The following is a 24,063-nucleotide window of genomic DNA, read 5'->3' on the forward strand; positions in this document are numbered from 1 at the left end:
CGACAGCAACGGCTCCCACGAAGCCTGATCAAACAACGTCTCCCACGACGACGCCTGACTCAAATCACCAAGAGCCCCAGCCAAATCCGAACCAACCAGATCAACAACCCAATCCAGCTCATCCGCATGCGCAACAGGCGCCGAAGACAACGGCGACAACCCAAACGCCAAAAACGCCCCAACCGCACTACCGGCAGCTGCTATCCGACGCCGGCCACGTATGCCGTCGCCATGCGATCCACGACGTCCCGCGGTGTGACGCTTGTCAGCCATCTGGAAACTCCCTTATCTGCTTAATCTGTGAAGTCGTGGGTTGAATGAGGTCAGGCGGTCAGGGGGCTGGGTTACCGTTCGGCCCTTGGGGGCCAGTCGCGCCGGTGCTTCCGACGCTGCCTGCAGACCCGGTGCTGCCACCGGTACCGCCCTTGCCGCCGGCGCCGCCAGCACCACCCGCTCCTCCGGCACCGCCCGAGCCGCCCGTGCCGACCGTTCCGCCGGCGCCGTCGGCCCCGGCCACGCCGGTGCCGAGCGCGGCACCGCCCTGACCGCCAGCACCTGCATCGCCGCCCTGACCGCCGATACCGCCAGTACCGCCTGTACCGCCCTTACCGCCGGTACCACCCTTACCGAGGAAGCCGCCCGTCGTACCCTGGCCGCCCTTGCCGCCCGTACCGCCCGTACCACCCGTACCGCCCGTACCACCGGCGCCGCCCTTTCCGGCGGCGCCGCCGTCACCGGACTCGGTGCCCCCGGAACCACCGTTGCCGCCCAGGCCGCCCTTACCACCCGTGTAACCGGCTGCTCCCGTGCCACCCGTGCCGCCGACCGCACCGCTCGTGCCGGTGCCATCGGTGCCGGGGCTTCCCACAGAAGTGTTGGCGCCAGCCGCCCCACCGGTACCGCCATTACCGCCGACGCCACCATTGCCGTGCTGCCCAGCGCTACCGCCGTCGCCGCCCTTGCCGCCGACCAGCCCAGCGGTGTTGCTCGGGGCCGCACCAGACGTCCCGCCGTTACCGCCCCTACCACCGTCGCCGTAGACGCCAGTAGCGTTGCCGCCCCGGCCACCGTCGCCACCAATCTGGTTCGCCGCGCCGGTGCCGCCGTTACCACCGGTCCCGCCGTTGCCGGTCGCGCCCGCTGCCCCCGCAGCACCGTTGGCAGCCTGCACCCCGTTGCCGCTGAAGCCACCGGTACCGCCCCCGCCAGCGCTTCCTGCAGTGCTCGAGCTGTTGCCGCCGTTGCCACCGGACCCGGCCACAGCGTTGGCGCCGCCGCCCGCACCGTCGCCACCGCGACCGCCCGTGCCTGCGTTGCCCGCGGCGCCACCAGCGCCACCAGCGCCACCAGCGCCGACAGCGCCCGCAGTTCCGTTGTTGGCACCGCCGCCGAGGCCACCGTTGCCGCCATTACCACCAGCGGCGCCATCGCCGGCAGCGCCAGTGGCGTCGCCGCCGTTGCCACCGTTGCCACCGCTGCCCGCGGCGGCGTTGCTGCCGGCCACACCGTTGGCGGCGCTACCGCCGTAGCCACCCTTGCCGCCCGCGCCACCCGTGCCGCCCGCGCCGCCGTTACCGGAAACACTGCCGCCGGCACCACCAGCGCCGCCCTGGCCACCGTTACCACCGCCGACACCGTCGGTGCCGTCACCCGAGCCCAGGGTGGTCCCGTTGGTGCCGGCTGCGCCCGCGCCGCCGTCGCCACCGCGACCGCCGTTGCCAACCGCACCTGCCGCACCGGCATCACCGCCGTTGCCGCCGGTCTGCGCGAAGCCGTCGCCGAGCATCACACCGGCGCCGCCCTGGCCACCATTACCACCGTTGCCGGTGCTGGGGTTACCGTCCGCGCCGGCCTTGCCGTCGGCCGCGATGGTGTTGTCGCCGCCGATGCCGCCATTTCCACCGACACCGCCATAGCCGGCGTAGCCGCCGGCACCGCCGTCACCGCCGTCACCGGCAGTGTGGTCGGCACCGCCGCCCGCACCGTTACCGCCGTTACCGCCACGCCCTGCGGCACCGCCCGCGCCACCGGTGCCACCGACACCGCCAGCACCTGCGCTGCCCTGAGTTCCGTTGGTGGCCGTGCCGCCGAGAGCACCCGCACCACCGTGACCACCGGCACCGCCGTTACCACTGATACCCGCGTTGCCGCCGTTGCCGCCGTCGGCGCCGCTACCGGCCACCGCGTTCTGCCCGTCGGTGCCCTGGGCGACACCACCGATGCCGCCGGTACCACCCGTGCCACCGCGTCCACCAGCGCCACCGTTGCCGGAGATGCTGCCGCCGGCGCCACCTACGCCACCGTTACCGCCCATGCCACCATCGGCGCCGTTGGTGCCGTTGCCGCTGCCGTCGATGACGCCATTCACGCCGAGCGCGCCGGTCCCGCCGTTACCACCTGCACCACCGTTACCGATGGTGCCGGCTGCGCCGCCCACTCCGCCGTTACCGCCGGCCTGCACGGTGCCGTTGCCGAGTTGCTGGCCGCTACCGCCATGGCCGGCGTTGCCCCCGTTACCGCCGATTCCGAGCGCGCCGTCGGTGCCTGCCTTGCCCGAACCACCCGTACCGCTACCACCGGCACCGCCGAGGCCAGCCGCCGCGCGGTCGCCACCGTCGCCGCCGTTGCCGCCTGCGCCAGCCTGGGCGTTGTTGCCGCCGCCCGAGCCGTTGGCACCGGTACCGCCGTTACCCGCGTTGCCGGCGTTTCCGCCATTTCCACCGTTGCCCGCGGTGCCGTTGACGGCGCTGCCGCCCTTGCCGCCGGCCGCACCCGCAGCGGCATTGCCGCCGTCACCGCCGCTGCCGCCGGCCGAGCCGCCCGTGCCCGCGGTGCCGTTACCGCCGTTACCGCCACTGCCGCCGTTACCGCCGTTACCGCCGTTACCGCCGTTACCGGAGATGGAGCCGCCGTTACCGCCGTTACCGCCGACAGCACCGGCTGTGCCAGACGTGCCGTCGGTTCCGTTGCCGTCGCCACCGGTGACCCCGGCCGCGCCGGTGGTGCCGGAACCGCCGTTACCGCCGTTACCGCCGTTACCGATGTTGCCGCCGTCGCCGCCGTTACCGGCCTTACCGCCGGCCTGAGTGGTGCCTTGGGCGTTACCGCCGTTACCGCCGTTGCCGCCGTTGCCGCCGTGTGCTCCGGCCAAGCCGTCGGTGCCGTCGGCCCGCTGGGTTACACCATCACCGTTGAAGCCACCAGTGCCACCGATACCGGCCGTGCCAACGTTGCCGCCGGCACCGCCGTTACCACCGGATCCGGCAAGGCTGTTCACGCCGCCGCCGGCCCCGTTGCCACCGCGACCGCCATCCGCGCCCGTTCCGGCGTTACCGGCGTTACCGCCCACCGTGCCCAGACCATTGAGGCCGGCCGTGCCGTTGGTGGCGGTGCCACCGGCACCGCCGTTACCGCCGTTGCCGCCGTTGCCGCCGCTGCCGCCGTTACCGCCGTTACCGCCGTTGCTGCCGGCCCCGCCGGTGCCGGCGACCGCGTCAAGGCCCGCCTTGCCCTGGAAGCCGTTGCCACCGTTGCCACCGTTGCCCGCAGCGCCGGCGCCGCCGCCCGCACCGCCGTTGCCGGCAATGGAGCCGCCCTTACCACCCGCGCCACCGTCGCCGCCTGCGCCACCGGACTGGCCGCTGATGCCATTGACCGAACTGGACGTGCCGCTCGCACCGTTGCCACCGACGCTGCCGGCGCCACCGGCGCCACCGGCGCCACCGTTGCCGTAGGTACCGGCGTCACCGCCGAGTCCGCCTGCGCCACCGCTCTGCGGGTTGCCGTTGGCCAACACCGCACCGTTGCCACCGCGACCACCGGCGCCGCCGTTACCGCCGGTTGCCGCCCCGCCGTTGCCGCCGTTGACGGCCTGTTGACCGTCGCCGCTCAGGCCGCCCTTGCCGCCGAGACCGATCGCACCGCGGTCACCGCCGTCACCGCCGTTACCGCCGTGTCCGGCAATCGCATTCGAGCCACCGCCGGCGCCATTGGCACCGGTACCGCCGTTGCCCGCGTTACCTGCGGCGCCACCCTGGCCGCCGACACCACCGGCACCGGCCGCACCGTTGTTGCCGAGTGTTGCCGTGCCGCCGACACCACCGGCGCCACCGGCGCCGCCAAGGCCGCCCGAGCCGCCGTCGCCACCGTAGCCGCCGTTGCCGCCGGAAAGCCCGCTACCGAATGCCACCGATGCGGCATTGGCACCGTTGGCGCCGGAACCACCGCGACCGCCCGCACCACCCGCGCCACCGGCACCACCGGCACCGGCGTCACCGGAGATGCTCCCGCCTTCGCCGCCGTCGCCGCCCGCACCACCGGCACCGCCGAGACCGCCGTTGGTTCCGCTGCCGCCGTTGCCGGCGCCATCGACGACCCCGTCGACACCTGCGGTGCCGGCCGAACCGATGCCACCGTTACCGCCGGCACCGCCGACGCCGACCGGTCCTGCCGCGCCACCGCGGCCACCATCACCACCGGCCTGCGGCGATGCATCGGCGTGCACCACGCCGGCGCCACCGTTGCCGCCCGCGCCACCGTTACCTCCGGTGGCCGCGGCGCCCGCTGCGCCGTCGGCAGCCTGTTCGGTGTTGTCACCGTTCCAACCGCCTTCACCTGCGGTCGCGCCAGCCTCGCCACGGACACCGCCCTGGCCACCGGCACCACCGTTGCCGGCCTTGACCCCGGCGCCTCCGCCGGCACCGTGGCCGCCCTGGCCGCCATTACCGGCGTTGCCCGCGTCACCGGCGTTACCGCCGGCACCACCGGCCCCGGCGGCACCAGTGGCACCGTTGGTCGCGCTGCCGCCCGCACCGCCGTTGCCGCCTTGGCCGCCGTTGCCGCCCTTGCCGCCGTCGCCGGCGTCGCCACCGTTGGTTCCGTTGCCGCCGGTGCCCGCACCGGCGTTGATACCGGCAGTTCCGTCCGAACCGTTGCCGCCGTTGCCGCCGTGGCCTGCTGCGCCGCCGCTACCGCCGGCACCACCATTGCCGGAGACGGAGCCGCCGGCACCACCGGCGCCACCGACGCCACCGGCACCGCCGTCGGCGCCATCGGTGCCGTTGCCGTTGAGGTCGGTAATGCCGTCGACCGTCGCACCGACGCCGCCGTTACCGCCGGCACCACCATTGCGCACCGACGAGCCTTCACCACCGGCACCACCGGCACCACCGCCCTGACCGGTGTTGGTTCCGCCGATCAGGCCGGTACCAGCGCCGCCCTGGCCACCGGCGCCGCCGTCGCTGCCCTGACCGCTGTTGCCGGCTCCGCCCTGGGCTCCGGTCTGAGTGCCGGTGCCGCCGGCTCCTTGGGTTCCCGCACTGCCGCCATCGGCACCGGCGCCGCCGGCTCCACCGGCGCCCGCGTTGGCAGCGCCGCCACCACCGAGGCCCGTACCGCCCTTGCCGGCGATGCCGGCGTTGCCACCGTTACCGGCGTTACCGCCTGCACCACCGGTGCCGTTGTTGGCCACACCGCCGGTACCGCCGGTGCCGCCCTGGCCGCCGGCTCCGGCGTTACCGCCGTAGCCACCCGCGGTGTCGGCAACCGTCGCGTCTGCGCCAGCGCCACCGGCGCCACCGTTGCCGCCGTTGCCGGCGTTACCACCAGCACCACCGTTGCCGGACGTGGTGCCGCCGGAACCACCGGTGCCACCGTTACCGCCGACGCCGCCGAGGAAGCCGTCGGTGCCGTTGCCGTTGAAGTCGGTAATGCCAGCGACCGTCGCGCCGACGCCACCGGTACCACCGGTGCCACCGTTTCCGACCGCTGCGGCATTACCACCGGCGCCACCGTGGCCACCGCCCTGACCGGTCAGCCCATCGCTGGCCAGACCACTGCCGTCGCCGCCGTTACCACCGGCCGCGCCGTCGCTGCTCACACCGGCCTTGCCCGCGCCACCGTCGGCACCCACCTGCGCACCGGCGCCGCCGGCACCTACGCTGCCGGCCGCGCCACCGTCGGCGCCGTTACCACCGGCACCACCATTGCCGGCGTGGTCGGCGCCACCGCCACCAAGGCCCTTGCCGCCGGCCGCAGCGGTGCCGGCTGCACCACCATTGCCGGCGTCACCGCCCGCGCCACCGGTGCCATTGGCCGAGGTGCCACCCGCACCACCAGCACCGCCCGCACCACCGGCACCGGCGCTACCGCCGTTTCCACCGGCCGCACCGGCCACCGTCGCGTCGGCTGCCGCGCCGCCCTTACCACCGGATGCACCGGCACCACCGGCACCACCGGCACCACCGGTGCCCGAGTTGCTACCCGCCGCACCACCAACGCCACCGGCACCACCGGCGCCACCGACGCCACCGGTCGTGCCGTTGCCTCCGCCGTCGGTGAACCCGTCAGCGCCAGCGAAGCCCTTACCGCCGGCGCCACCGGCACCACCATTGCCGTTCGTGGCCGCGTTACCGCCGGCGCCACCCTGGCCGCCGGCCTGACCGGTCAGCCCGTCGCTGGCCAAGCCGCTGGCGTCGCCACCGTTACCACCGGCCGCACCGTCGCTGCTCTCACCGGCGTCGCCCGCGGCGCCGTCGGCACCCGCCTGCGCACCGGTTCCGCCGGCACCGAAGTTGCCCGCCGCACCGCCGTCGGCGCCATTGCCACCGGCACCGCCGGCACCGGCGTTGTCGGCGCCGCCGCCACCAAGGCCCTTGCCGCCGGCCGCAGCCGTACCGGCCGCACCACCATTGCCGGCGTCGCCGCCGATACCACCGGTGCCATTGGCCGAGGTGCCACCCGCACCACCGGCGCCGCCCGCACCACCGGCACCGGCACTACCGCCGTTACCACCGGCCGCACCGGCCACGGTCGCGTCATCGGCCGCGCCGCCGTCACCGCCGGAAGCACCGGAACCACCGGCACCACCAGCACCACCGGTGCCCGAGTTGCTGCCCGCCGCACCGCCGGCACCGCCAGCGCCACCGGCACCGCCAACGCCACCCGTGGTGCCGTCACCGTTGCCGTCGGTCGTGCCGTTCGCGCCATCGGCTCCCGCGCCGCCGGCGCCGCCGGCACCACCGTTGCCGTTCGTGGCCGCGTCACCGCCGGCTCCACCAGCTCCACCGGCCTGACCGGTGTGGCCGTCGCTGGCCAGACCACTGCCGGCGCCGCCGCTACCACCGGCCGCGCCATCACTGCTCAGACCGTCCAGGCCCGCATCGCCAGAGGCACCGCCAGTGACACCGCTGCCACCGGCGCCACCGCTGCCCGCCGCGCCGCCGTCTGCGCCGTTACCACCGGAACCGCCGGCACCGGCGTTGTCGGCGCCGCCGCCACCAAGCCCCTTGCCACCGGAAGCCGCCAATCCGGCCGCGCCACCGTTACCGGCGTCACCGCCCGCGCCACCGGTGCCGTTGGCCGACGAGCCACCAGCACCACCCTTGCCGCCTGCACCACCGGTACCGGCACTGCCGCCGTTACCACCGGCAGCACCGGCCACCGTCGCGTCGTCGGCGGCACCACCATTACCGCCGACACCACCCTGTCCACCGATACCGCCGGCGCCACCGGTGCCGGAGTTGGATCCGGCCGCGCCGCCGGCGCCACCCTGGCCGCCGGCGCCGGCGTTGCCGCCCGCGGTACCGCTGCCACTGTTGTCCGTCGTGCCGTGCGTGCCATTGGCACCCGCACCGCCAGCGCCGCCCGCGCCGCCGTTGCCATCGATGGCGGCATTGCCACCCTGACCACCGACGCCACCGGCCTGCCCGGTTACGCCATCACTGGCCAGGCCGACGCCCTTGCCACCTGCACCACCGGCTCCACCGTTGCTTCCCGCACCGACACTGCCCGCGCTGCCGGCAGCGCCGCCGTCGGTCCCGGCGCCAGCCGAGCCGGCCGCACCGCCGACCGCGCCATCGCCACCTTGGCCACCGGCGCCGGCTGCGTCGAAGCCACCACCGCCGAGGCCCGCGCCACCATCCGCGGCCTGGCCGGCCGCGCCACCGTTACCCGCGGCTCCGCCGGCACCACCGGCGCCGATCGCGGAGACACCACCCGCACCACCATCACCACCGATGCCACCCGCACCGGCGTTACCACCGGTGCCGCCGGTGTTGCCGGCCACCGTCGCGTCGTCGGCCGCGCCACCGTTACCACCGGTGCCGCCGGTTCCGCCCGCGCCGCCTACGCCGCCCGTGCCGGAGTTGGTGCCGCCGGCACCACCGATGCCGCCCGCGCCGCCGGCACCACCCGTTGCACCCGCGGTGCCGTTGCCGTTGCCGTCGGTGACACCGTGCTCACCGGTCGCGCCCCGGCCACCGGCGCCGCCCGCGCCACCATCGCCATCGGTACCGGCGTCGCCACCGTTGCCGCCCTGGCCACCGGCCTGCGCGGTGCCGTCGCCCAGGAGCTCGCCCGCTCCACCGACACCACCGGCACCACCATTGCCCTCGACACCGTCGACACCCGTCGCACCGGTCGCGGCGTACGCGGACCCGCCGCTGGAGCCGCCCTTACCACCAGTACCGCCCTGCCCCGCGGTGGAGCCGGCCGCACTACCACCGTTACCGCCGGAACCCGCCACTGCGGCGTTACCGCCACCGGCACCGGCACCACCGGCACCACCATTGCCGGCCTGACCACCGGCGCCACCGTCGCCACCGATACCACCGACACCGTGCGCACCCGCGGTGCCGTGCGCCGAAGTACCGCCAGCACCACCAGCGCCGCCGACACCACCCACGCCACCGTTACCGGCGGTGCTGGTCGCGTCACCACCGTCGCCACCGTTGTCACCGCTACCGGCAGCCGCGTCCACGCCTGCGAGACCATCGGCACCGGCACCACCGATACCACCGGTGCCACCGCGGCCACCCGCACCACCGGCGCCACCGTTACCGGCCTGCGAACCACCGACACCACCAGCGCCACCGACACCACCGGCGCCACCGGCCAGACCCGTGGTGCCATTGCCGTTGACATCGGTGTGCCCGGCCAGACCGACCGCACCGTCACCACCGGCACCACCGGCACCACCGTTGCCCAGCGAACCACCGTCACCACCACGGCCACCAGCACCACCGGCCGTGCCCGCGATGGTGGCGTCGGCACCGTCACCACCACGACCACCGTTACCACCACCGGTCGCCGCCGCACCCGCAGCACCCGCGGTACCCGGGGCCGAACCGGCACCACCGGCACCGGCCACACCGGCGTCACCACCGCGACCACCGGCACCGCCATCGACATATTTCGAGTCACCGTCGGCGCCGTCGCCGCCGTTACCTCCGAGACCGGCGTTACCACCGTTACCGCCGGTGCTACCGGCACCAGCAGCACCGGCGGAACCGAGCAGACCACCAGAGCCACCGGCACCACCGAGACCGGCGGCACCACCGGCACCACCGTTACCACCATTACCCGCAGCGCCGCCGGCACCGCCGGCGACAGTGGCGTCGATGCCGTCGCCGCCATCGCCACCGTTACCACCATCGGCACCAGCACCACCGGCACCACCCTTACCACCGGAACCGATCAGCCACGAACCCTTACCACCGGCACCACCATTACCACCAGCACCACCATTAGCACCGGCAAGACCATTCAGCCCAGCACCAACCGCCGCCCCAGCAGCACCCACCGCACCATCGCCACCAAGACCACCATTACCGCCCGAACCGAACGCCAACCCAAGACCATCACCACCGGCACCACCAACACCACCGGCACCACCAGCGATACCAGCACCCGCAGCACCACCATCACCGCCGATACCCATCCACCAGCCACCGTTACCACCGGCGCCACCGTCACCACCATCAACACCCGCACCACCGGCGCCACCATCGCCGAACATGCCCGCCGAACCACCAACACCACCAGTGCCATCAGCAGCCGTACCACCAGCACCACCATCACCGAACCACAAACCACCAGCACCACCAGCAGCCTGCGCCAGCGTCCCACCATCAATACCGTCAGCACCATTGCCGATCAGAATCTGACCGAACCCAAAAATATTGATGAAGTCATTAACCGCAGACCCAAACGAACTATTGATCCACGCCTGACCCAAGTCATGCCACGGGTCATAGAACAACGACCCAAACCAATCATCAGCAGCAGCCGAACCCGGCACACCCGCCAACGACGCATCAAACGACAAACCCACATTCGACAGCAACGGCTCCCACGAAGCCTGATCAAACAACGTCTCCCACGACGACGCCTGACTCAAATCACCAAGAGCCCCAGCCAAATCCGAACCAACCAGATCAACAACCCAATCCAGCTCATCCGCATGCGCAACAGGCGCCGAAGACAACGGCGACAACCCAAACGCCAAAAACGCCCCAACCGCACTACCGGCGCCCAACAGACGGCGGCCACGCCGACCTGAATGACCGTTGCCCGAAGCGTTACGTCCTACTGCCATTTGGGTTTTCCTATCTGTGTGGCCCACAGTTGTGCTCGCTTTGTCTGTCATGAAGTTTGGATTTGGCGACTTACCCGCTCAGCAGGTTCAGCCGTAGAAGCCCAATGCCGCGGCGATCTGGTTCGGAATGTCGTTGAGCCACTCCGACGCCACGCCGAAGAAGTTGCCGTTGATACCGAACAGGCCCAGGTCGGACAGCCCCAGCCCGTCGATCAGGCCGTTGATGTCGAGGCTGCCCAGGCCGAGGTCGGTGAGCAGCGAGTTGATCGTGATGCCATCAAGCCCCAGGTTGGAGACGATGGTGTCCAGATCGAAGGTGTCCAGGCCGATCCAGCCGAGGAAGGTCCCCAGAGTGGGGTCGCCGAGCACACTGGTCATCAGGTCGGTGATGAACGTGTCCAAGTGGACCTCGTCCAGACCCAGACCACCCAGGATGCTCTCGATCGAGACCCCGCCCAACAGGCTGTTGATGAACGCGTCGAGCGACTGGTCGTTCAGGCCCAGGCCGTTGAGAATGCCGGCGATCGAGATGCTGCTCAACCCGAGGCGGTCGATGAACATGTCGATGTCGATGTTGTTCAGGCCGAGGTTGTTGAAGATCGCCTGGATGTACATGTCGTTCAAGCCGAGACTGTCGATCAGGCCGGACAGACTAACGCTGCCCATGCCCCAGTCCTCGAACAGCGAGAGCAGCGTGGTGTCGGTCAGCCCCAGTCCGGCGACAGCATTCGTGAAGAGCTCCGTCAGGGTCGGGTCGAAGCCCCATGCGGTGAGGAACTGCTCAAGAGTGACGTTGCCGGTCAGATTGCCCAGTCCGTCGAACAACTGCTCGAGCGTGTAGTTACCGAGGCCCATGGCGTCAAGCCCTTGGAACACGGTGATGTTGGACATGTGCAGGCCCTCGACAACTTGGCCAACGGTGTTGGTGCCCATCACCGCGCCCAGCGTCGGGTTGCCGGCCTTCTCAAGGAGGCTGGCCTGATCGGGGGCGAGCACGCCCAGCGGCGTCTCAGCCAGGTTGGCGTAGCCCGGCGCCGGGCTGGGAAGGGTGTACATCAAGTCCACGAGCACAACGTCGCTCATCGGAGTGTCGGGGGGGTAGCCCATGGTGTTCTCGCCGATCGGCATCATCTCGATCAGGTCAGCGACGGTCTGGCTGCCGAACGGCCCCATCAGGTCGCCCAAGGTGGCGCCGGGCGGGAACATGGAAAGCAGCATGTCCGTCAACGGAGTGCTGCCGGTGATGTCCGGTCCGAGGAAACCCTCGTTGAGCAGGTCAATCAGCGTCTGGTCGCCGTACTCGCCCAACATTCCGGCGAGCGCGCCAATGGTGATGGTGCCGAGGCCCATCTGCTCGAAGAAGTCGGTCAGCGACGGGTCGCCGAACGAGTCCGTCAGCAATCCTCCGACAGTCCAGGTCGGGTCGATCAGGCTGGCCAGGGACTCGTTGCCCGTAGCGCCGAGCAGGTCCTTGATCAGGCCACCGACGGTGGCGTCGTCACCGCCGACGAAGCTCAGGATGAGCTCGGACAGGCTGGGGTTGCCGATGTCGGTCTGGTTGAGCAGTGCGATCAGCAGGCTGGCGACCGAGTCCCCGGGCTGGATTCCACCGAGGCTCTCCAACAGCTCAGCGATGGTGGGGTTGCCGATGCCGGCCTCGTTGAAGACGCCGATCAGCAGGTCGGAGAGCGATTGGGTGCCGATACCCATGTCGTTGAGCAGGTCCACCGGCGTCATGTGGCCAAAGCCGAGCCCGTCGAGCAGGTCGATGATCAGCGTTTCCAGCGGAACATCGCCGATACCGGCCTGCGACAGCAGCTGGGTGATGGTGGTGTCACCCATGCCGGACAGATCGACCACATCACCGATGTTGAAGTTGGCGTCGATCGGCTGTCCGGGGGTCAAGATGCCGTTGAACAACGGGAAGTAGGCGCCCCCGAAGTCGACTCCGCTGCTGCCATTGAGGAAGGCGTCCAACAGCGTCGCCGGCGCACCGATCAGCGCCGAGAACGCCTTCATCGGGTCGGTGAAGAGGTTGCTGAAGATTTCCTCCATGACCTGCTGGAACGCGTTGCCCATGGTCACCCATGGGCCAATACCTGCCAGCAGCGAAGCGGCCCAGGTCGGCAGCTGCAGGTCGATCTCCGCCGGGAACGGGAAGATCTGGACGCCGACGGTGGGCATCGAGTTGGTGAAGATGTTGATGACATCCGGGATGCCGTTGATCGCCTCTTGCGGGTGGGTGATGATGTGCTGCAGCAGACCCCACATGTCCACTGAGTTCTGGTTCAGCGCCTGCAGGTTCGCGATGGTGTGCTCGAACAGATCGGTATAGGGCGAGAAGAAGCCCGACGTGAGCGCAATGCCGCGCTGCTCGATCGTCGCGAGCTGGTGTTGCAGCTGCGGCAGGTTCGAGGCCACGGGCGGAACCGCGACCAGGCCCACCCCGGCAACAGCCAGGCCGGTGGTGACGTACGGACGAAGTGTTTGCTGCATGACGCCCTCCCGGACGGAAGTTCCGAAGTTGCTTTGCCGTTCAGGTCGTTTAGCCACTGAGCACCGCCGTGATCTGGTCCCCTAGGCCGTCAAGCCAGTAGGACATCGAGCCCCAGAACTCGCTGATCTGCGCGTTGATCACGGTCATATCTCCAAGGCCCATGGAGGTCAGGAGTTCGTCGACGGTCTGGGTGCCGAAGTCGCCGAGCAGCGCACTGACCGTCGAGGTCCCGAACAGCGAGTCGATCAGCTCGTTGAGGGTCTGATCGCCCAGGCCCAGGGCGAGCATCTGGTCGGCGATGGTGGTGATGCCGAAGAACTGGTCGAACAGGTCGCTGAGCGACTGGCCGCCGAGGCCGAAGTCGTTGAGCATGTCGTTGAGGGTCTGCGGGCCCAGCGCCTGACGGATGATGTCGTCGAGGTGCATGCTGCCCAGTCCGCCGTCGTCCAGTGCGTTGGCGACGGTTTGGTCACCGAAGGTCTGGTTGAGCAGTTCACTCATGGTCTGGTCGCCCAGACCCGACGCGCTGAGCATGTCGATGATGGTCTGGTCGGCGGGCACCAGCTGGTCGATCAGATCCGCCAAGGTGGTGTTGCCCATGATGCCGAGCAGCGACGACAGCGGCGCGTCGGGCATACCAGCCAGCACCAGGTCGGTCAGGGTCTGGTCCGCCATGCCCGAGTCGGCGAGCATCTGCCCCAGGGTCATCGAGAAGTTCTGCAGGATCATGTCATTGAGGCTCATCTCGCCCATCGGGCCGAGCATCGAAGTCAGGGGCTCGTCCAACTGGGCGCCCAGCATGCTGGCGATGGTCGTACCCGCCAGGGAGTCGGACAGCAGGGCGTCACCACCCTTGTCCAGCGGGGTCATGCCGGTAGCGACGAGCATGTCGTTGATCGTGAGATTGCCGGTGATGTAGGACAGGTTGCCGAAGATCGTGCCCAGCGACAGGTTCGTGATACCCAACAGGTCGGTGATGTCCCGGGTCGTGACAGCGCCGAAGCCCGCGAAACCCATAACGTCGGCCACCGTGACATTGCCGTAGGAGCCGAGGACGCTAACGGCCAACTGCCCCACGTCAGCGTCGGCAAGGCCAGCCTGGCTGAGCAGGTCCATCATCGTCTGGTTGCCCAGACCCAGTCCGCCGAGCAGCGAGGTGATGAACTCGTGGGTGGTCTGTGCACCGAGGCCCGTGGCGTCAAGCAGGTCCGCCGGGGTTTGACCGCCGAGACCCAGCGCTTCCACGGCTGTTTGCAGCAGTCCGTTGAGCGTCAGGTCGCCGGCGCCGATGTCGGCGAGGAGCTCGTTGACCGTCGGGTCTCCGATGCCCAATGCGTTGAGCACGTCCATGCCCAGGTCGGCCAGCTTGAGGTCGGCCAAACCGACGTCGCCGGCGATGTCAACGACGGTCGGGTTGTCGAAGCCCAGGGCATGGGTGAAGTCGATCGCGAGGTCGGCGACCTGAACGTTGCCGATGCCCAACTGGTCCATGAGTTCGGCGATGGTGGGGTTGCCGATGCCTACCGCGTCGAAGACGGTGCTCAGCACGCTGGAGACCTCAAGGCTGCCCAGGCCGAGGGCGTTGATGACGTCGACCGGGGTGTCGTCACCGAGGCCGACGCTGTCCAGCAGGCCGGTCAACATCCCGGCCACCTGCAGCGTGCCGATGCCGGTCTGGTCGAGCAGGCTGGCGATGGTCTGGTCGCCGATGTTGAGGTTGTTGGCCAGCTCCTCGGCCGTCTGGTCGATGATCAGGTTCTGCCCCGGGACCAGGAGGCCGTTGAAGACAGGGATGCTGATGCCGGCCACATCGATGGTGCTGGTGCCGTTCAGCCACGCGTCGAGCAGGCGCGGGACCGCAGTGAAGATCGCGGCGAACGGGTCGAGCGGGTCGCTGGGATTGAAGATCTGGTTGAGAATGTCCTGCATCGCGTCGTTGACCGTGACGAGCGGGCCGATGATTCCCATGCCGATGGTCAGGATCGGCGAGAGCAGCACCATGAGCGGGTCGGAGCCACTGATCGACGGCATGATGCTGGTCAGGAAGTCGAAGACCTCCGGCAGCCGCGACAGCGAGCTCGGGTCGCTGAAGATCTGCTCGAGCAGGTTGATCCACCCGTTGTCAGATCCCATCGCCACCAAGTTGGTGGCGGTGTTGTTGAACAGGTCCTGCCACGGTCCGAAGAAGTCGGCCGTGAGTTTCACAGGATGGTGCTGGGCCATCTCATAGGACTGGCGAGGCTCAACTTGGGGCCGCAGCACCGCGGCGGGAACCGCCCCGTTTACCGCGATCAACGCGGCACCCGCGATCGCGACACCGGGGGTGACGTACGGGCGAAGCGCGAGCTGCATCATGCTCTCCTACGGACACTGACTACGGACGTTGCTTAAACTTACATGAGTTTTGAGCTTTGTCGAACCGTAATTTTTATAAGGAAAACAGTCGTAAAAACCCTGGTTGATTGCACGTGAGGCGATAGATGTCCATCAGGCAGGAAGGACGTATCCCCATGTCACCGTGGTGTGCACCATGACCCCGCGCGGGACTCTTGGGTTTTGTTAATGATTATTCTGCGGGGTGTGGCGACGCTTAGGTAGCGACCTTCGTGCGGGGCGGCCGCCGCCGGCCTAGCCCGGGCATCTGCCGGCAACTCGACACACGGGCAAGGTTCGGGCCCCACCGCCCGAATAACCAGCCAGCGCCGGGATGTTGTTGCACCTGGGTCTACTGGCACCAAGCAACCGTGGCGGTCCCAGCGGGCTCTCGGCGTCAGCCCTGGTCCGGCGAGCCTTCCCGCCGCTGCTGCGCCAATCCGGCCGCGACGGCCCGACCCAGTCCGGCCAACAGGGCACCCTTGAGTCCCGGTCCCGCTTTTGCCGGCCGCGGCTGCGCCCACTCCGCCAACACTGTCAGCTCACCCGCGACGTACTGGTCGCGGCACGCGCCGCGCTGAATCTTGCCGCTGGTGGTGGTCGGTATCCGCATCGGTTTGAGCAGCACGACGGCCTGTGCGTCGATTCCGTGGTGAGTGCGGATAGCCGCCCGAATGGCTTCGATCAGATCTTTCGGATCGACCCCGACCGCCTCATGGTGGTGCACCTCCTGCACCACCACCAGGTATTCGGGGGCGTAACGCTCGGTCGGCAACTGGAACACCGCGCCACGGCTGGGCATCAGTGCCGGGTGGCATGCCTGCACGGTCAGCTCGATGTCATTGGGGTAGTGGCTATAGCCACCGATCGTCATCAGATCCTTACACCGGCCCGTGACGTACAGTTCGCCGCCGGCGAAGAACCCCAAGTCACCACTGCGCAGGTAGGGGCCCTCGCCGGTGTCGGCCAGATGCGCCGCAAAGGCGTGCTCGGTCTCTTCGGGACGTCCCCAGTAGCCCACGCCCACGCTCGGCCCGGAGACCCAGATCTCGCCCACTTCCTCAGGGCCGCGAAGTACCCGCGTCTCGGCATCGACGATGCGGACGTCCAGGAGCTCCGACTTCTTACCGCAGCCGACCAGCGGCAGCGCGGTCTCCGGCTTGGCGACGTCGGCTGCCACCTCGACGACTCGGTCCTCGGTGAGCGCGGTGCGGTCGAAGTGCCGGACCACCGGCAGCGCCGACTCGGACATGCCCGTCACGCCCAGGGTCGCCTCGGCCAGCCCATAGGCCGGAATGAAGGCCTCCGGTCGGAAGCCGGCGGGCGCGAATGCGTCAGTAAAGGACTGCAGGGTCTCAGAGCTGATCGGCCCGGCGCCGACCACGGCGATCGACAAGCTCGACAGATCAAGGGCGGCACGCTGCTCTGCGGTGCTGCGCTTGACGCAGGCCTCGTAGGCGAAGTTGGGGGCGGCGGTGATGGTCGCCTGGTAGCGCGAGATCGCCTGCATCCACCGGAGCGGGCGCATCAGAAAGGCGCTCGGCGACATCAGCACGGTGGTGCGGCCGCCATAAATGGTGCCGAGGATGCCACCGACGAAGCCCATGTCGTGGTACTGCGGCAGCCAGGACACCCCGCTGATCGGGCTGTTCATCACTGGCGCGTCATCCGGCGGATTCAGCGCCCACCGCATTATCTCCAGGTTGCTGAGGTAGTTGCGGTGCGTCAGCACGCAACCCTTCGGCACCCCGGTGGAGCCCGAGGTGTACTGAATCATGGCGAGGCTGTCGCCACGGACGCCCTGCGGCTCCCAGTCCGCGCCGCCGTCGGCGGCCTCATCCATGGCCAGCCACGTCAGCTTCGGCCCAGAACTGAGGCCGTCCACCGCAGACTTCATCTTGGCCTGGGTCTTGGCCGTCGCCAGCGCGAAGCCCGCATCCGCTTCGGGCACGACGGTCTCGATCCGCCGGATAGGCCAGTGCTCGTCGACCGGTATCGCGATCGCGCCGGCGTAGAAACAGCCGAACAGCCCGGCGATGCTGTCTACACCGGGTCGGCAGAGCACCAGCACCCGCTTACCGGCGGCACCGTGAAGCTGCAAGTTCGCCGCGATCGAGCGGGCCCGCCGGTCCAGATCGCGGTAGGTGACCCGGTCCTCTTCGATATCGCCTTCGGGGCAGAAGATGAAAGCGGGCGTGTCCTGAAAACGCGCAGCCTGCTGCTGCATCAGGTCGACCAAGGTGTCCAGAGCCAAAGGGGCCAAGGAACTTGTCAGCTCTGCCATCGTCTGCTCTGCCTTCGGAGATACGTCGGTAACGGCCACAGCGTAGCTTGCGCACGAATGAGGAAACGCGCGATTCCAGCTGCGGCGACGGTTAGCCCAGCGATGCCAGCGCCCGAACCAGCTGGTCGACTTCGGCCATCGTCGAGTAGTGGCCCAGCCCGATGGTGACCGCTCCCCCGATGTCATTGACCCCGATCGCATCCAGCACCCGGGAGCCGGCATTGGCGATCGCCAGCACACCGTTGTCGGCCAACCGCTGCACCACTCGTTCGGCCGGCACCTTCTGTACTGCGAAGCTGACCACCGGGATGCGCGCCTCGGGCTGGCCGATCAGCATCACCAGCGGCAGCGACCGCAAAGAACCAAGTAGGTACTCGAACAGCCGGTTCAGATACGCCGCGGCAGACTGCATCGATACCGCCAGCCGCTCGCGGCGGCTACCCCGGGCCGACTCGTCCAGCGAAGCCAGATATTCGACACTGGCCACCAGCCCAGCCAGCAGACCGAACTGGTGCAGACCGACCTCCAATCGGGCCGGGCCCACGGCGTGCGCGTCCAGTGACACCGAGCCAAACGTGTCGATCAGCGTCGGGTCACGAAAGACCAGCGCGCCCACCGGCGGCCCACCCCAGGAGGCCGCGTTGACCGCCACCACGTCCGCCTCGACCTCGTTGATGTCGAGTAGCTGGTAGGGCGCCGTGGCCGAGTGGTCGACGACGGCCACGCCGCCCACGTCGTGGACCAGCTTGGTGACCGGCCGAAGATCGGTGACCGTGCCCAAAACCCCCGACCCCGAGGTGAGGGCCACCAGCCGGGTGGACGGGGTGATCAGGTTCTCCCACTGCCAGCTGGGCAGCTCCCCGGTCTCGATGTCGACCTCAGCCCATTTGAGCTTGGCGCCATAGCGGTTGGCGGCCCGCACCCAGGGGGCGATGTTGGCCTCATCGTCGAGACGGGTGACCACTGTCTCGTAGCCCAGGCTCACCCGCGACGACGCGGCGTCGGCCAAAGCGCTCAACAACACGGCGCGATCCGGTCCCAGCACCACTGCGGCGGGATCGGCGCCCACCAGATCGGCCACCGCCTGGCGGGCCGCGACCAACACTGCGGCACTGCGGCGGGCCGCCGGGTGCGGACCGACCGCCTTCGCCAGCGATCCCCGGAATGCGGTCGACACGGTGGTGGCCACCGAGTCCGGAATCAACATGCCCGACGGCGAATCGAAGTGAACCCATCCGTCACCGAGCGTCGGGTGCAATCCACGCACGCGAGCGACGTCATAGGCCATGCCAGCCACCTTAAAACTTCTCAAGATCGATCGGTGAACGTCTCGGATAACGAGATAGCTCCCCCGCAATACGGAGCCAGGCCACCTTGGCAGACATACTAGTGCAGTGCTACTGGGCTTCGGAATTGTCGCCGCGCTTTTGCTGCTGGTACTTCCGGGCGCGCTCGTAGCGGCCGGCGCCGGGCTGAACTGGCCGTTAGCCGTGGCGATAGGTCCGGCGCTTACCTACGGAGTCGTAGGCCTGGCCATCGTCCCTTTCGGCGCCGTCGGAATCCCTTGGAACGCAACCACTGCAGCAGCTGCACTGGCGGTGGTCGGCGCCGTGGTTTATGGCTCGGCAAGGGGAATGCGATCTTTGCTGGGGCGCCGTCCCGGCATCCATGTGGCGGCCCCCTCGCCGGCCCTGTGGCCAATACTGACGGTGGCTGCGGGAACGCTGCTGGGCGTATTGCTGATCGGCTGGGCCGCGGTGCGGGGAATCCCGGATTGGCAGAGCATTCCCAGCACCTGGGACGCGGTGTGGCACGCCAACACCGTCCGATTCATCCTCGACACCGGCCAGGCCTCACCGACTCACATGGGCGAGCTGCGCAATGTCGAAACCCACGCCGCGCTGTATTACCCGTCGGCGTTCCACGCGCTGACCGCGGTGCTGTGCCAACTGACCGGCGCCGCACCCACCACCGGCTATACCCTGGCCGGCCTCGCCGCCTCGGTGTGGCTGTTCCCGGTCAGCGCAGCGCTGCTCACCTGGAATCTGCTCCAGCGGGTGACGAGCACCGCCGTGACGGCGGTGTCAGCGGGCACCGCCGCCGCACTGTCGGCGTCCTTCACCGCGCTGCCCTACGTCGAGTTCGGCACCGCCGCCATGCCCAACCTGGTGGCCTACGGCCTGGTGGCGCCGGCGTTCGCGCTGATCACCGCGGTCCGCATCCTGCGGGACCGCATGGGCGTGGCGGTGCTGGCGCTGCTGGGGGTGTTCTCGGTCCACCTGACCGGGGGCGTGGTCACGGTCTTGCTGCTGACGGCCTGGTGGCTGTGCCCCTCCGACGGCGCGCTGTGGAATCCGCTGCGCGGGAAGCGGCGGGACACCCTCGCACTGGCCGGGGTCCTGATCCCGACCGGGCTGCTGCTTCTGCCGCAACTGCTGAGCGTGCGCAAACAGGCCGAGATCATCGCCGGGCACGCGTTTCTGACCCACGAGGGCCGCAAATCGGGTTTGCGTGATGCGCTGCTGATGCACACCCGCCACCTCAACGACTTTCCGATCCAATACGCACTGGTGGCCCTGGTCGTGATCGGGGCGGCACTGCTGGTGGCTCGCAAGGTGTGGTGGCCGTTGGCGCTGTGGGCGGTGCTGGTGGTGGGAGTGGTGCAGTCCTCGGCTCCGCTCGGCGGTCCGGTCGGCGCCGTGGTGGGCACCTTCACCGACCTGTTCTACAGCGACCCGCGCCGAATCATGGCGGCGATGACACTGCTGTTGGTCCCGATGGCCGGAGTGGGCCTGGCGGCGCTGGCCGGGCTGATGTCCAAGCCGGTGGGCGCGCGGGCGCGGCCGGTACTGACCGGGCTGCTGCTGGTGGCGGCGACGGTGGGGCTGGCCTGGCATTACCTGCCGCGGCACGCGTTCTTGTTCGGCGACAAGTACGACTCGGTGATGGTCGATGCCCGCGACCTGCAGGCGTACGCCTACCTGGCCGGCCTGCCCGGGGCCCACGACACCGTGGTCGGCAACGCCAACGTCGACGGCAGCGCCTGGATGTACGCGGTCGCCGACCTGCACCCGCTGTGGACGCACTACGACTACCCTCAGCAGCAAGGCCCCGGCCCGGAGCGGTTCATCTTCTGGGCCTTCGCCGACGACGCAGACACCGATCCTCGGGTGGCGACCGCCGTGCACGACCTGAATATCCGTTACGTGCTGATCAGCAGCCCGACGGTCCGCGGGTTCTCGCTACCCGACGGGCTAGTGTCACTGGAGAAATCGCGGTCGTGGGCCAAGATCTACGACAATGGCGGGGCCAGCATCTACGAATGGCAAGGAGACAGAGCGCGGTGACCACCAGCGGCGCAGACGACATGGACAGCGCAGATGGCGTCGAGATCATCAGCGGCGCCGACCCGCGATTGCTGGCGGCCGGGCTCAACGGCTCCACCGAAGCCGCCGACGATGACGAGGCACCGCTGACCGATCTGATCGAGCAGCCCGCCAAGGTGATGCGGATCGGCACCATGATCAAGCAGCTGCTCGAGGAGGTGCGGGCCGCACCGCTGGACGACGCGAGCCGGGCGCGCCTGCGCGAGATCCACTCCGCCAGCATTCGCGAGCTCGAGGACGGCTTGGCTCCGGAATTGCGCGAGGAGCTGGACCGGCTGACTCTGCCGCTGCGCGAGGACGCCACACCGTCGGACGCCGAACTGCGAATCGCCCAAGCCCAGCTAGTGGGCTGGCTGGAGGGTCTGTTCCACGGCATCCAGACCGCGTTGTTCGCCCAGCAGATGGCTGCCCGAGCACAGCTGGAGCAGATGCGCCACGGCGCCCTGCCCCCCGGCGCCGGCCCGGGTGCGCCGCATGGGCACAGCCAGAGCCACGGCTCCGGCCAGTATCTGTAAGCCTGCAAGCGGAATTGCCGTGTCTGACAACGATCCTCGTATCGAAACTCGTGACGCCTGGGTCGAGTTCCCTATCTTCGACGCCAAGTCACGGTCGCTGAAGAAGGCGTTCCTCGGTAAGGCCGGCGGGGCGATCGGACGCAACAACTCCAATGTGGTGGTGGTCGAGGCGCTGCGCGACATCACCATGTCACTGTCGCTGGGGGATCGGGTAGGCCTGGTCGGCCACAACGGCGCGGGCAAATCCACTCTGCTGCGGCTGCTTTCGGGAATCTACGAGCCCACCCGCGGGTCGGCATCGGTGGTCGGGCGAGTGGCGCCGGTGTTCGATCTGGGCGTGGGCATGGACCCGGAGATCTCCGGCTACGAGAACATCATCATCCGCGGCCTGTTCCTCGGACAGACCCGCAAACAGATGGCGGCCAAAGTCGACGAGATCGCCGAATTCACCGAGCTGGGCGACTATCTGGCGATGCCGCTGCGCACCTACTCCACGGGCATGCGGGTGCGGTTGGCGATGGGCGTGGTCACCAGCATCGACCCGGAGATCCTGTTGCTCGACGAGGGCATCGGCGCCGTGGACGCCGAGTTCTTGAAGAAGGCCCAGACCCGGCTGCAGAAGCTGGTGGAGCGGTCCGGAATCCTGGTGTTCGCCAGCCATTCCAACGAATTCCTGGCCCGCCTGTGCAAGACCGCGATGTGGATCGACCACGGCACCATCCGGATGACCGGCGGGATCGAGGAGGTGGTCGGCGCCTACGAAGGCCCCGACGCGGCCCGGCACGTGCGCGAGGTGCTGGCGGAGACGGCCGGTGGCTGAGACCGTCTATGCCGTCGTGGTCACCCACCGGCGGGTCGAGCAACTGGCCGAGTCGTTGAAAGCACTGGTGAGCCAGACCCGCGCCCCGGACCACCTGATCGTCGTCGACAACGACAACGACGCCGCGGTGGCCCGGCTGGTCGCCGATGTGGCAGTGCCCTCAACCTACCTGGGCTCACAGCGAAACCTCGGCGGCGCAGGCGGTTTCGCACTGGGCATCCTGCACGCCCTGGCCGCCGGCGCGGACTGGGTGTGGTTGGCCGACGACGACGGACGGCCATCGGATTCCGCGGTGCTGGATAGGCTGCTGTACTGCGCGACCCGCTACGGCCTGGCCGAGGTTTCGCCGATGGTGTGCAACATCGACGAGCCGGAGCGGCTGGCGTTTCCGCTGCGGCGTGGCCTGGTATGGCGGCGGCGGGTCGACGAATTGGTCCGTGACGGAGACGATCTGCTGCCCGGTATCGCATCGTTGTTCAACGGGGCGCTGTTCACCGCCGAGACATTCGAGGCGGTGGGGGTGCCGGATCTGCGACTGTTCATCCGCGGCGACGAGGTGGAGGTGCACCGGCGGCTGGTGCGCTCCGGGCTGCCGTTCGGGACATGCCTGACCGCGGCGTACCTACACCCCAGCGGTACCGAGGAATTCAAGCCGATCCTCGGCGGCCGGATGCACACGCAGTATCCCGATAATGCCGCGAAGCGCTTTTTCACCTACCGCAATCGCGGCTATCTGATGGCCCAGCCCGGGATGCGCCGGCTGCTGGTCCAGGAGTGGCTGCGGTTCGGCTGGTTCTTCGTGGTGTCGCGCCGCGGGGACGTGGCCGGACTGCGTGAGTGGATCAGGTTGCGCCGCTTGGGACGTCGAGAGAGGTTCGGCAGATCATGAGTTTCGACGACGTTGCCGCGCAGTCCAAGACGTTTGCGCGGGCGCGGGCCGATCTGGTGGCCGGGTTCCGCCGTCACGAGTTGTGGCTGCACCTGGGCTGGCAGGACATCAAGCAGCGCTACCGGCGCAGCGTGCTGGGCCCGTTCTGGATCACCATCGGCACCGCCACCACCGCGGTGGCAATGGGCGGGCTGTACTCCAAGCTGTTCCACCTCGACCTGGCGTTGCACCTGCCGTACGTGACGCTGGGGCTGATCGTGTGGAACCTATTGAACGCGGCCATCCTGGAGGGCGCCGATGTGTTCGTCGCCAACGAGGGGCTGATCAAGCAGCTGCCGACGCCGTTGAGCGTGCACGTCTACCGGCTGGTGTGGCGACAGATGATCCTGTTCGCGCATAACATCGTCATCTATATACCGATCGCGCTGATCTTCCCGAAACCCTGGTCGTGGGCGGATCTTTCGGTGATCCCGGCGTTGTTGCTGATCGCGCTGAACTGTGTGTGGGTGTCACTATGCTTCGGCATTCTGGCCACCCGCTACCGCGACATCGCCCCGCTGTTGTTCTCCGTGGTGCAGCTGCTGTTCTTGATGACGCCGATCATCTGGAACTACGACACCCTGCGCGCTCAGGGGGCGTCGCGCTGGACGGCGGTGGTGGAGTTCAACCCGCTGATGCACTACCTGGACATCGTGCGGGCCCCGCTGCTGGGAGCGCACCAGGAACTGCGGCACTGGGCCGTGGTGTTGGTGCTCACCGTGGTCGGCTGGGTGGTGGCCGCGCTGGTGCTGCGCCAGTACCGGGCTCGGGTGGCGTACTGGGTGTAGCCGGTTCGCTGGGCCGGCCGGGTTGGCTGAGATTGGCCAGAGCGGGTCACAACCGTCACTTGTGTACCGCCCCAGGGCCATGTGGGTGGCCAGATGT

The 24,063-nt window shown here is 69.1% G+C and carries 10 protein-coding genes; 5 read left to right on the forward strand and 5 right to left on the reverse strand.

Features of this window, described 5'->3' with window-relative positions; all coding sequences use genetic code 11:
• Positions 1-331 precede the first annotated feature (331 nt).
• The 5 genes from ACKY0X_RS21375 to ACKY0X_RS21395 all read right to left on the reverse strand — a co-directional run bounded on the left by ACKY0X_RS21375 (position 332) and on the right by ACKY0X_RS21395 (position 18,817).
• Positions 332-9,796 carry a hypothetical protein gene (locus tag ACKY0X_RS21375; protein ID WP_409427611.1) on the reverse strand — a complete coding sequence of 3,155 codons (9,465 nt, stop codon included), beginning with the start codon at positions 9,794-9,796 and terminating at the stop codon, positions 332-334.
• Between the two features lie 666 nt (positions 9,797-10,462).
• Complete coding sequence (locus ACKY0X_RS21380; RefSeq protein ID WP_409427612.1) at positions 10,463-12,871, reverse strand: hypothetical protein; 2,409 nt, start codon at positions 12,869-12,871, stop codon at positions 10,463-10,465.
• A 49-nt stretch (positions 12,872-12,920) separates the two neighbouring features.
• Positions 12,921-15,227 carry a hypothetical protein gene (locus ACKY0X_RS21385; protein ID WP_409427613.1) on the reverse strand — a complete coding sequence of 769 codons (2,307 nt, stop codon included), beginning with the start codon at positions 15,225-15,227 and terminating at the stop codon, positions 12,921-12,923.
• 415 nt (positions 15,228-15,642) lie between these two features.
• Positions 15,643-17,529: a fatty acyl-AMP ligase gene (locus ACKY0X_RS21390; RefSeq protein WP_409427614.1), complete on the reverse strand. Its 1,887-nt coding sequence runs from the start codon at positions 17,527-17,529 to the stop codon at positions 15,643-15,645.
• A gap of 91 nt (positions 17,530-17,620) precedes the next feature.
• Complete coding sequence (locus tag ACKY0X_RS21395) at positions 17,621-18,817, reverse strand: cysteine desulfurase-like protein (RefSeq protein WP_409427615.1); 1,197 nt, start codon at positions 18,815-18,817, stop codon at positions 17,621-17,623.
• A gap of 106 nt (positions 18,818-18,923) precedes the next feature.
• Here ACKY0X_RS21395 and ACKY0X_RS21400 point away from each other — a divergent pair, with 106 nt between their 5' ends.
• Genes ACKY0X_RS21400 through ACKY0X_RS21420 form a run of 5 tightly spaced genes read left to right on the forward strand, consistent with a single transcriptional unit; the run spans position 18,924 to position 23,966 of the window.
• Positions 18,924-20,876: a DUF6541 family protein gene (locus ACKY0X_RS21400; RefSeq protein WP_409427616.1), complete on the forward strand. Its 1,953-nt coding sequence runs from the start codon at positions 18,924-18,926 to the stop codon at positions 20,874-20,876.
• On the forward strand, positions 20,852-21,430 hold the full coding sequence (locus tag ACKY0X_RS21405) for a bacterial proteasome activator family protein (RefSeq protein ID WP_409427617.1): 579 nt from the start codon (positions 20,852-20,854) through the stop codon (positions 21,428-21,430). The genes ACKY0X_RS21400 and ACKY0X_RS21405 overlap by 25 nt, the downstream gene beginning before the upstream one ends.
• A 19-nt stretch (positions 21,431-21,449) precedes the next feature.
• Positions 21,450-22,250, forward strand: coding sequence for an ABC transporter ATP-binding protein (locus ACKY0X_RS21410; RefSeq protein WP_109413614.1), 801 nt, complete (start codon positions 21,450-21,452; stop codon positions 22,248-22,250).
• Positions 22,243-23,139, forward strand: coding sequence for a glycosyltransferase (locus ACKY0X_RS21415; protein ID WP_409427618.1), 897 nt, complete (start codon positions 22,243-22,245; stop codon positions 23,137-23,139). Before ACKY0X_RS21410 ends, ACKY0X_RS21415 begins: the two co-directional genes overlap by 8 nt.
• Positions 23,136-23,966 carry an ABC transporter permease gene (locus ACKY0X_RS21420; RefSeq protein WP_409427619.1) on the forward strand — a complete coding sequence of 277 codons (831 nt, stop codon included), beginning with the start codon at positions 23,136-23,138 and terminating at the stop codon, positions 23,964-23,966. Before ACKY0X_RS21415 ends, ACKY0X_RS21420 begins: the two co-directional genes overlap by 4 nt.
• The last annotated feature ends 97 nt before the right edge of the window (positions 23,967-24,063 follow it).

Source organism: Mycobacterium sp. SMC-11 (genome assembly GCF_046250095.1).
Taxonomy (GTDB): Bacteria; Actinomycetota; Actinomycetes; order Mycobacteriales; family Mycobacteriaceae; genus Mycobacterium; species Mycobacterium heraklionense_A.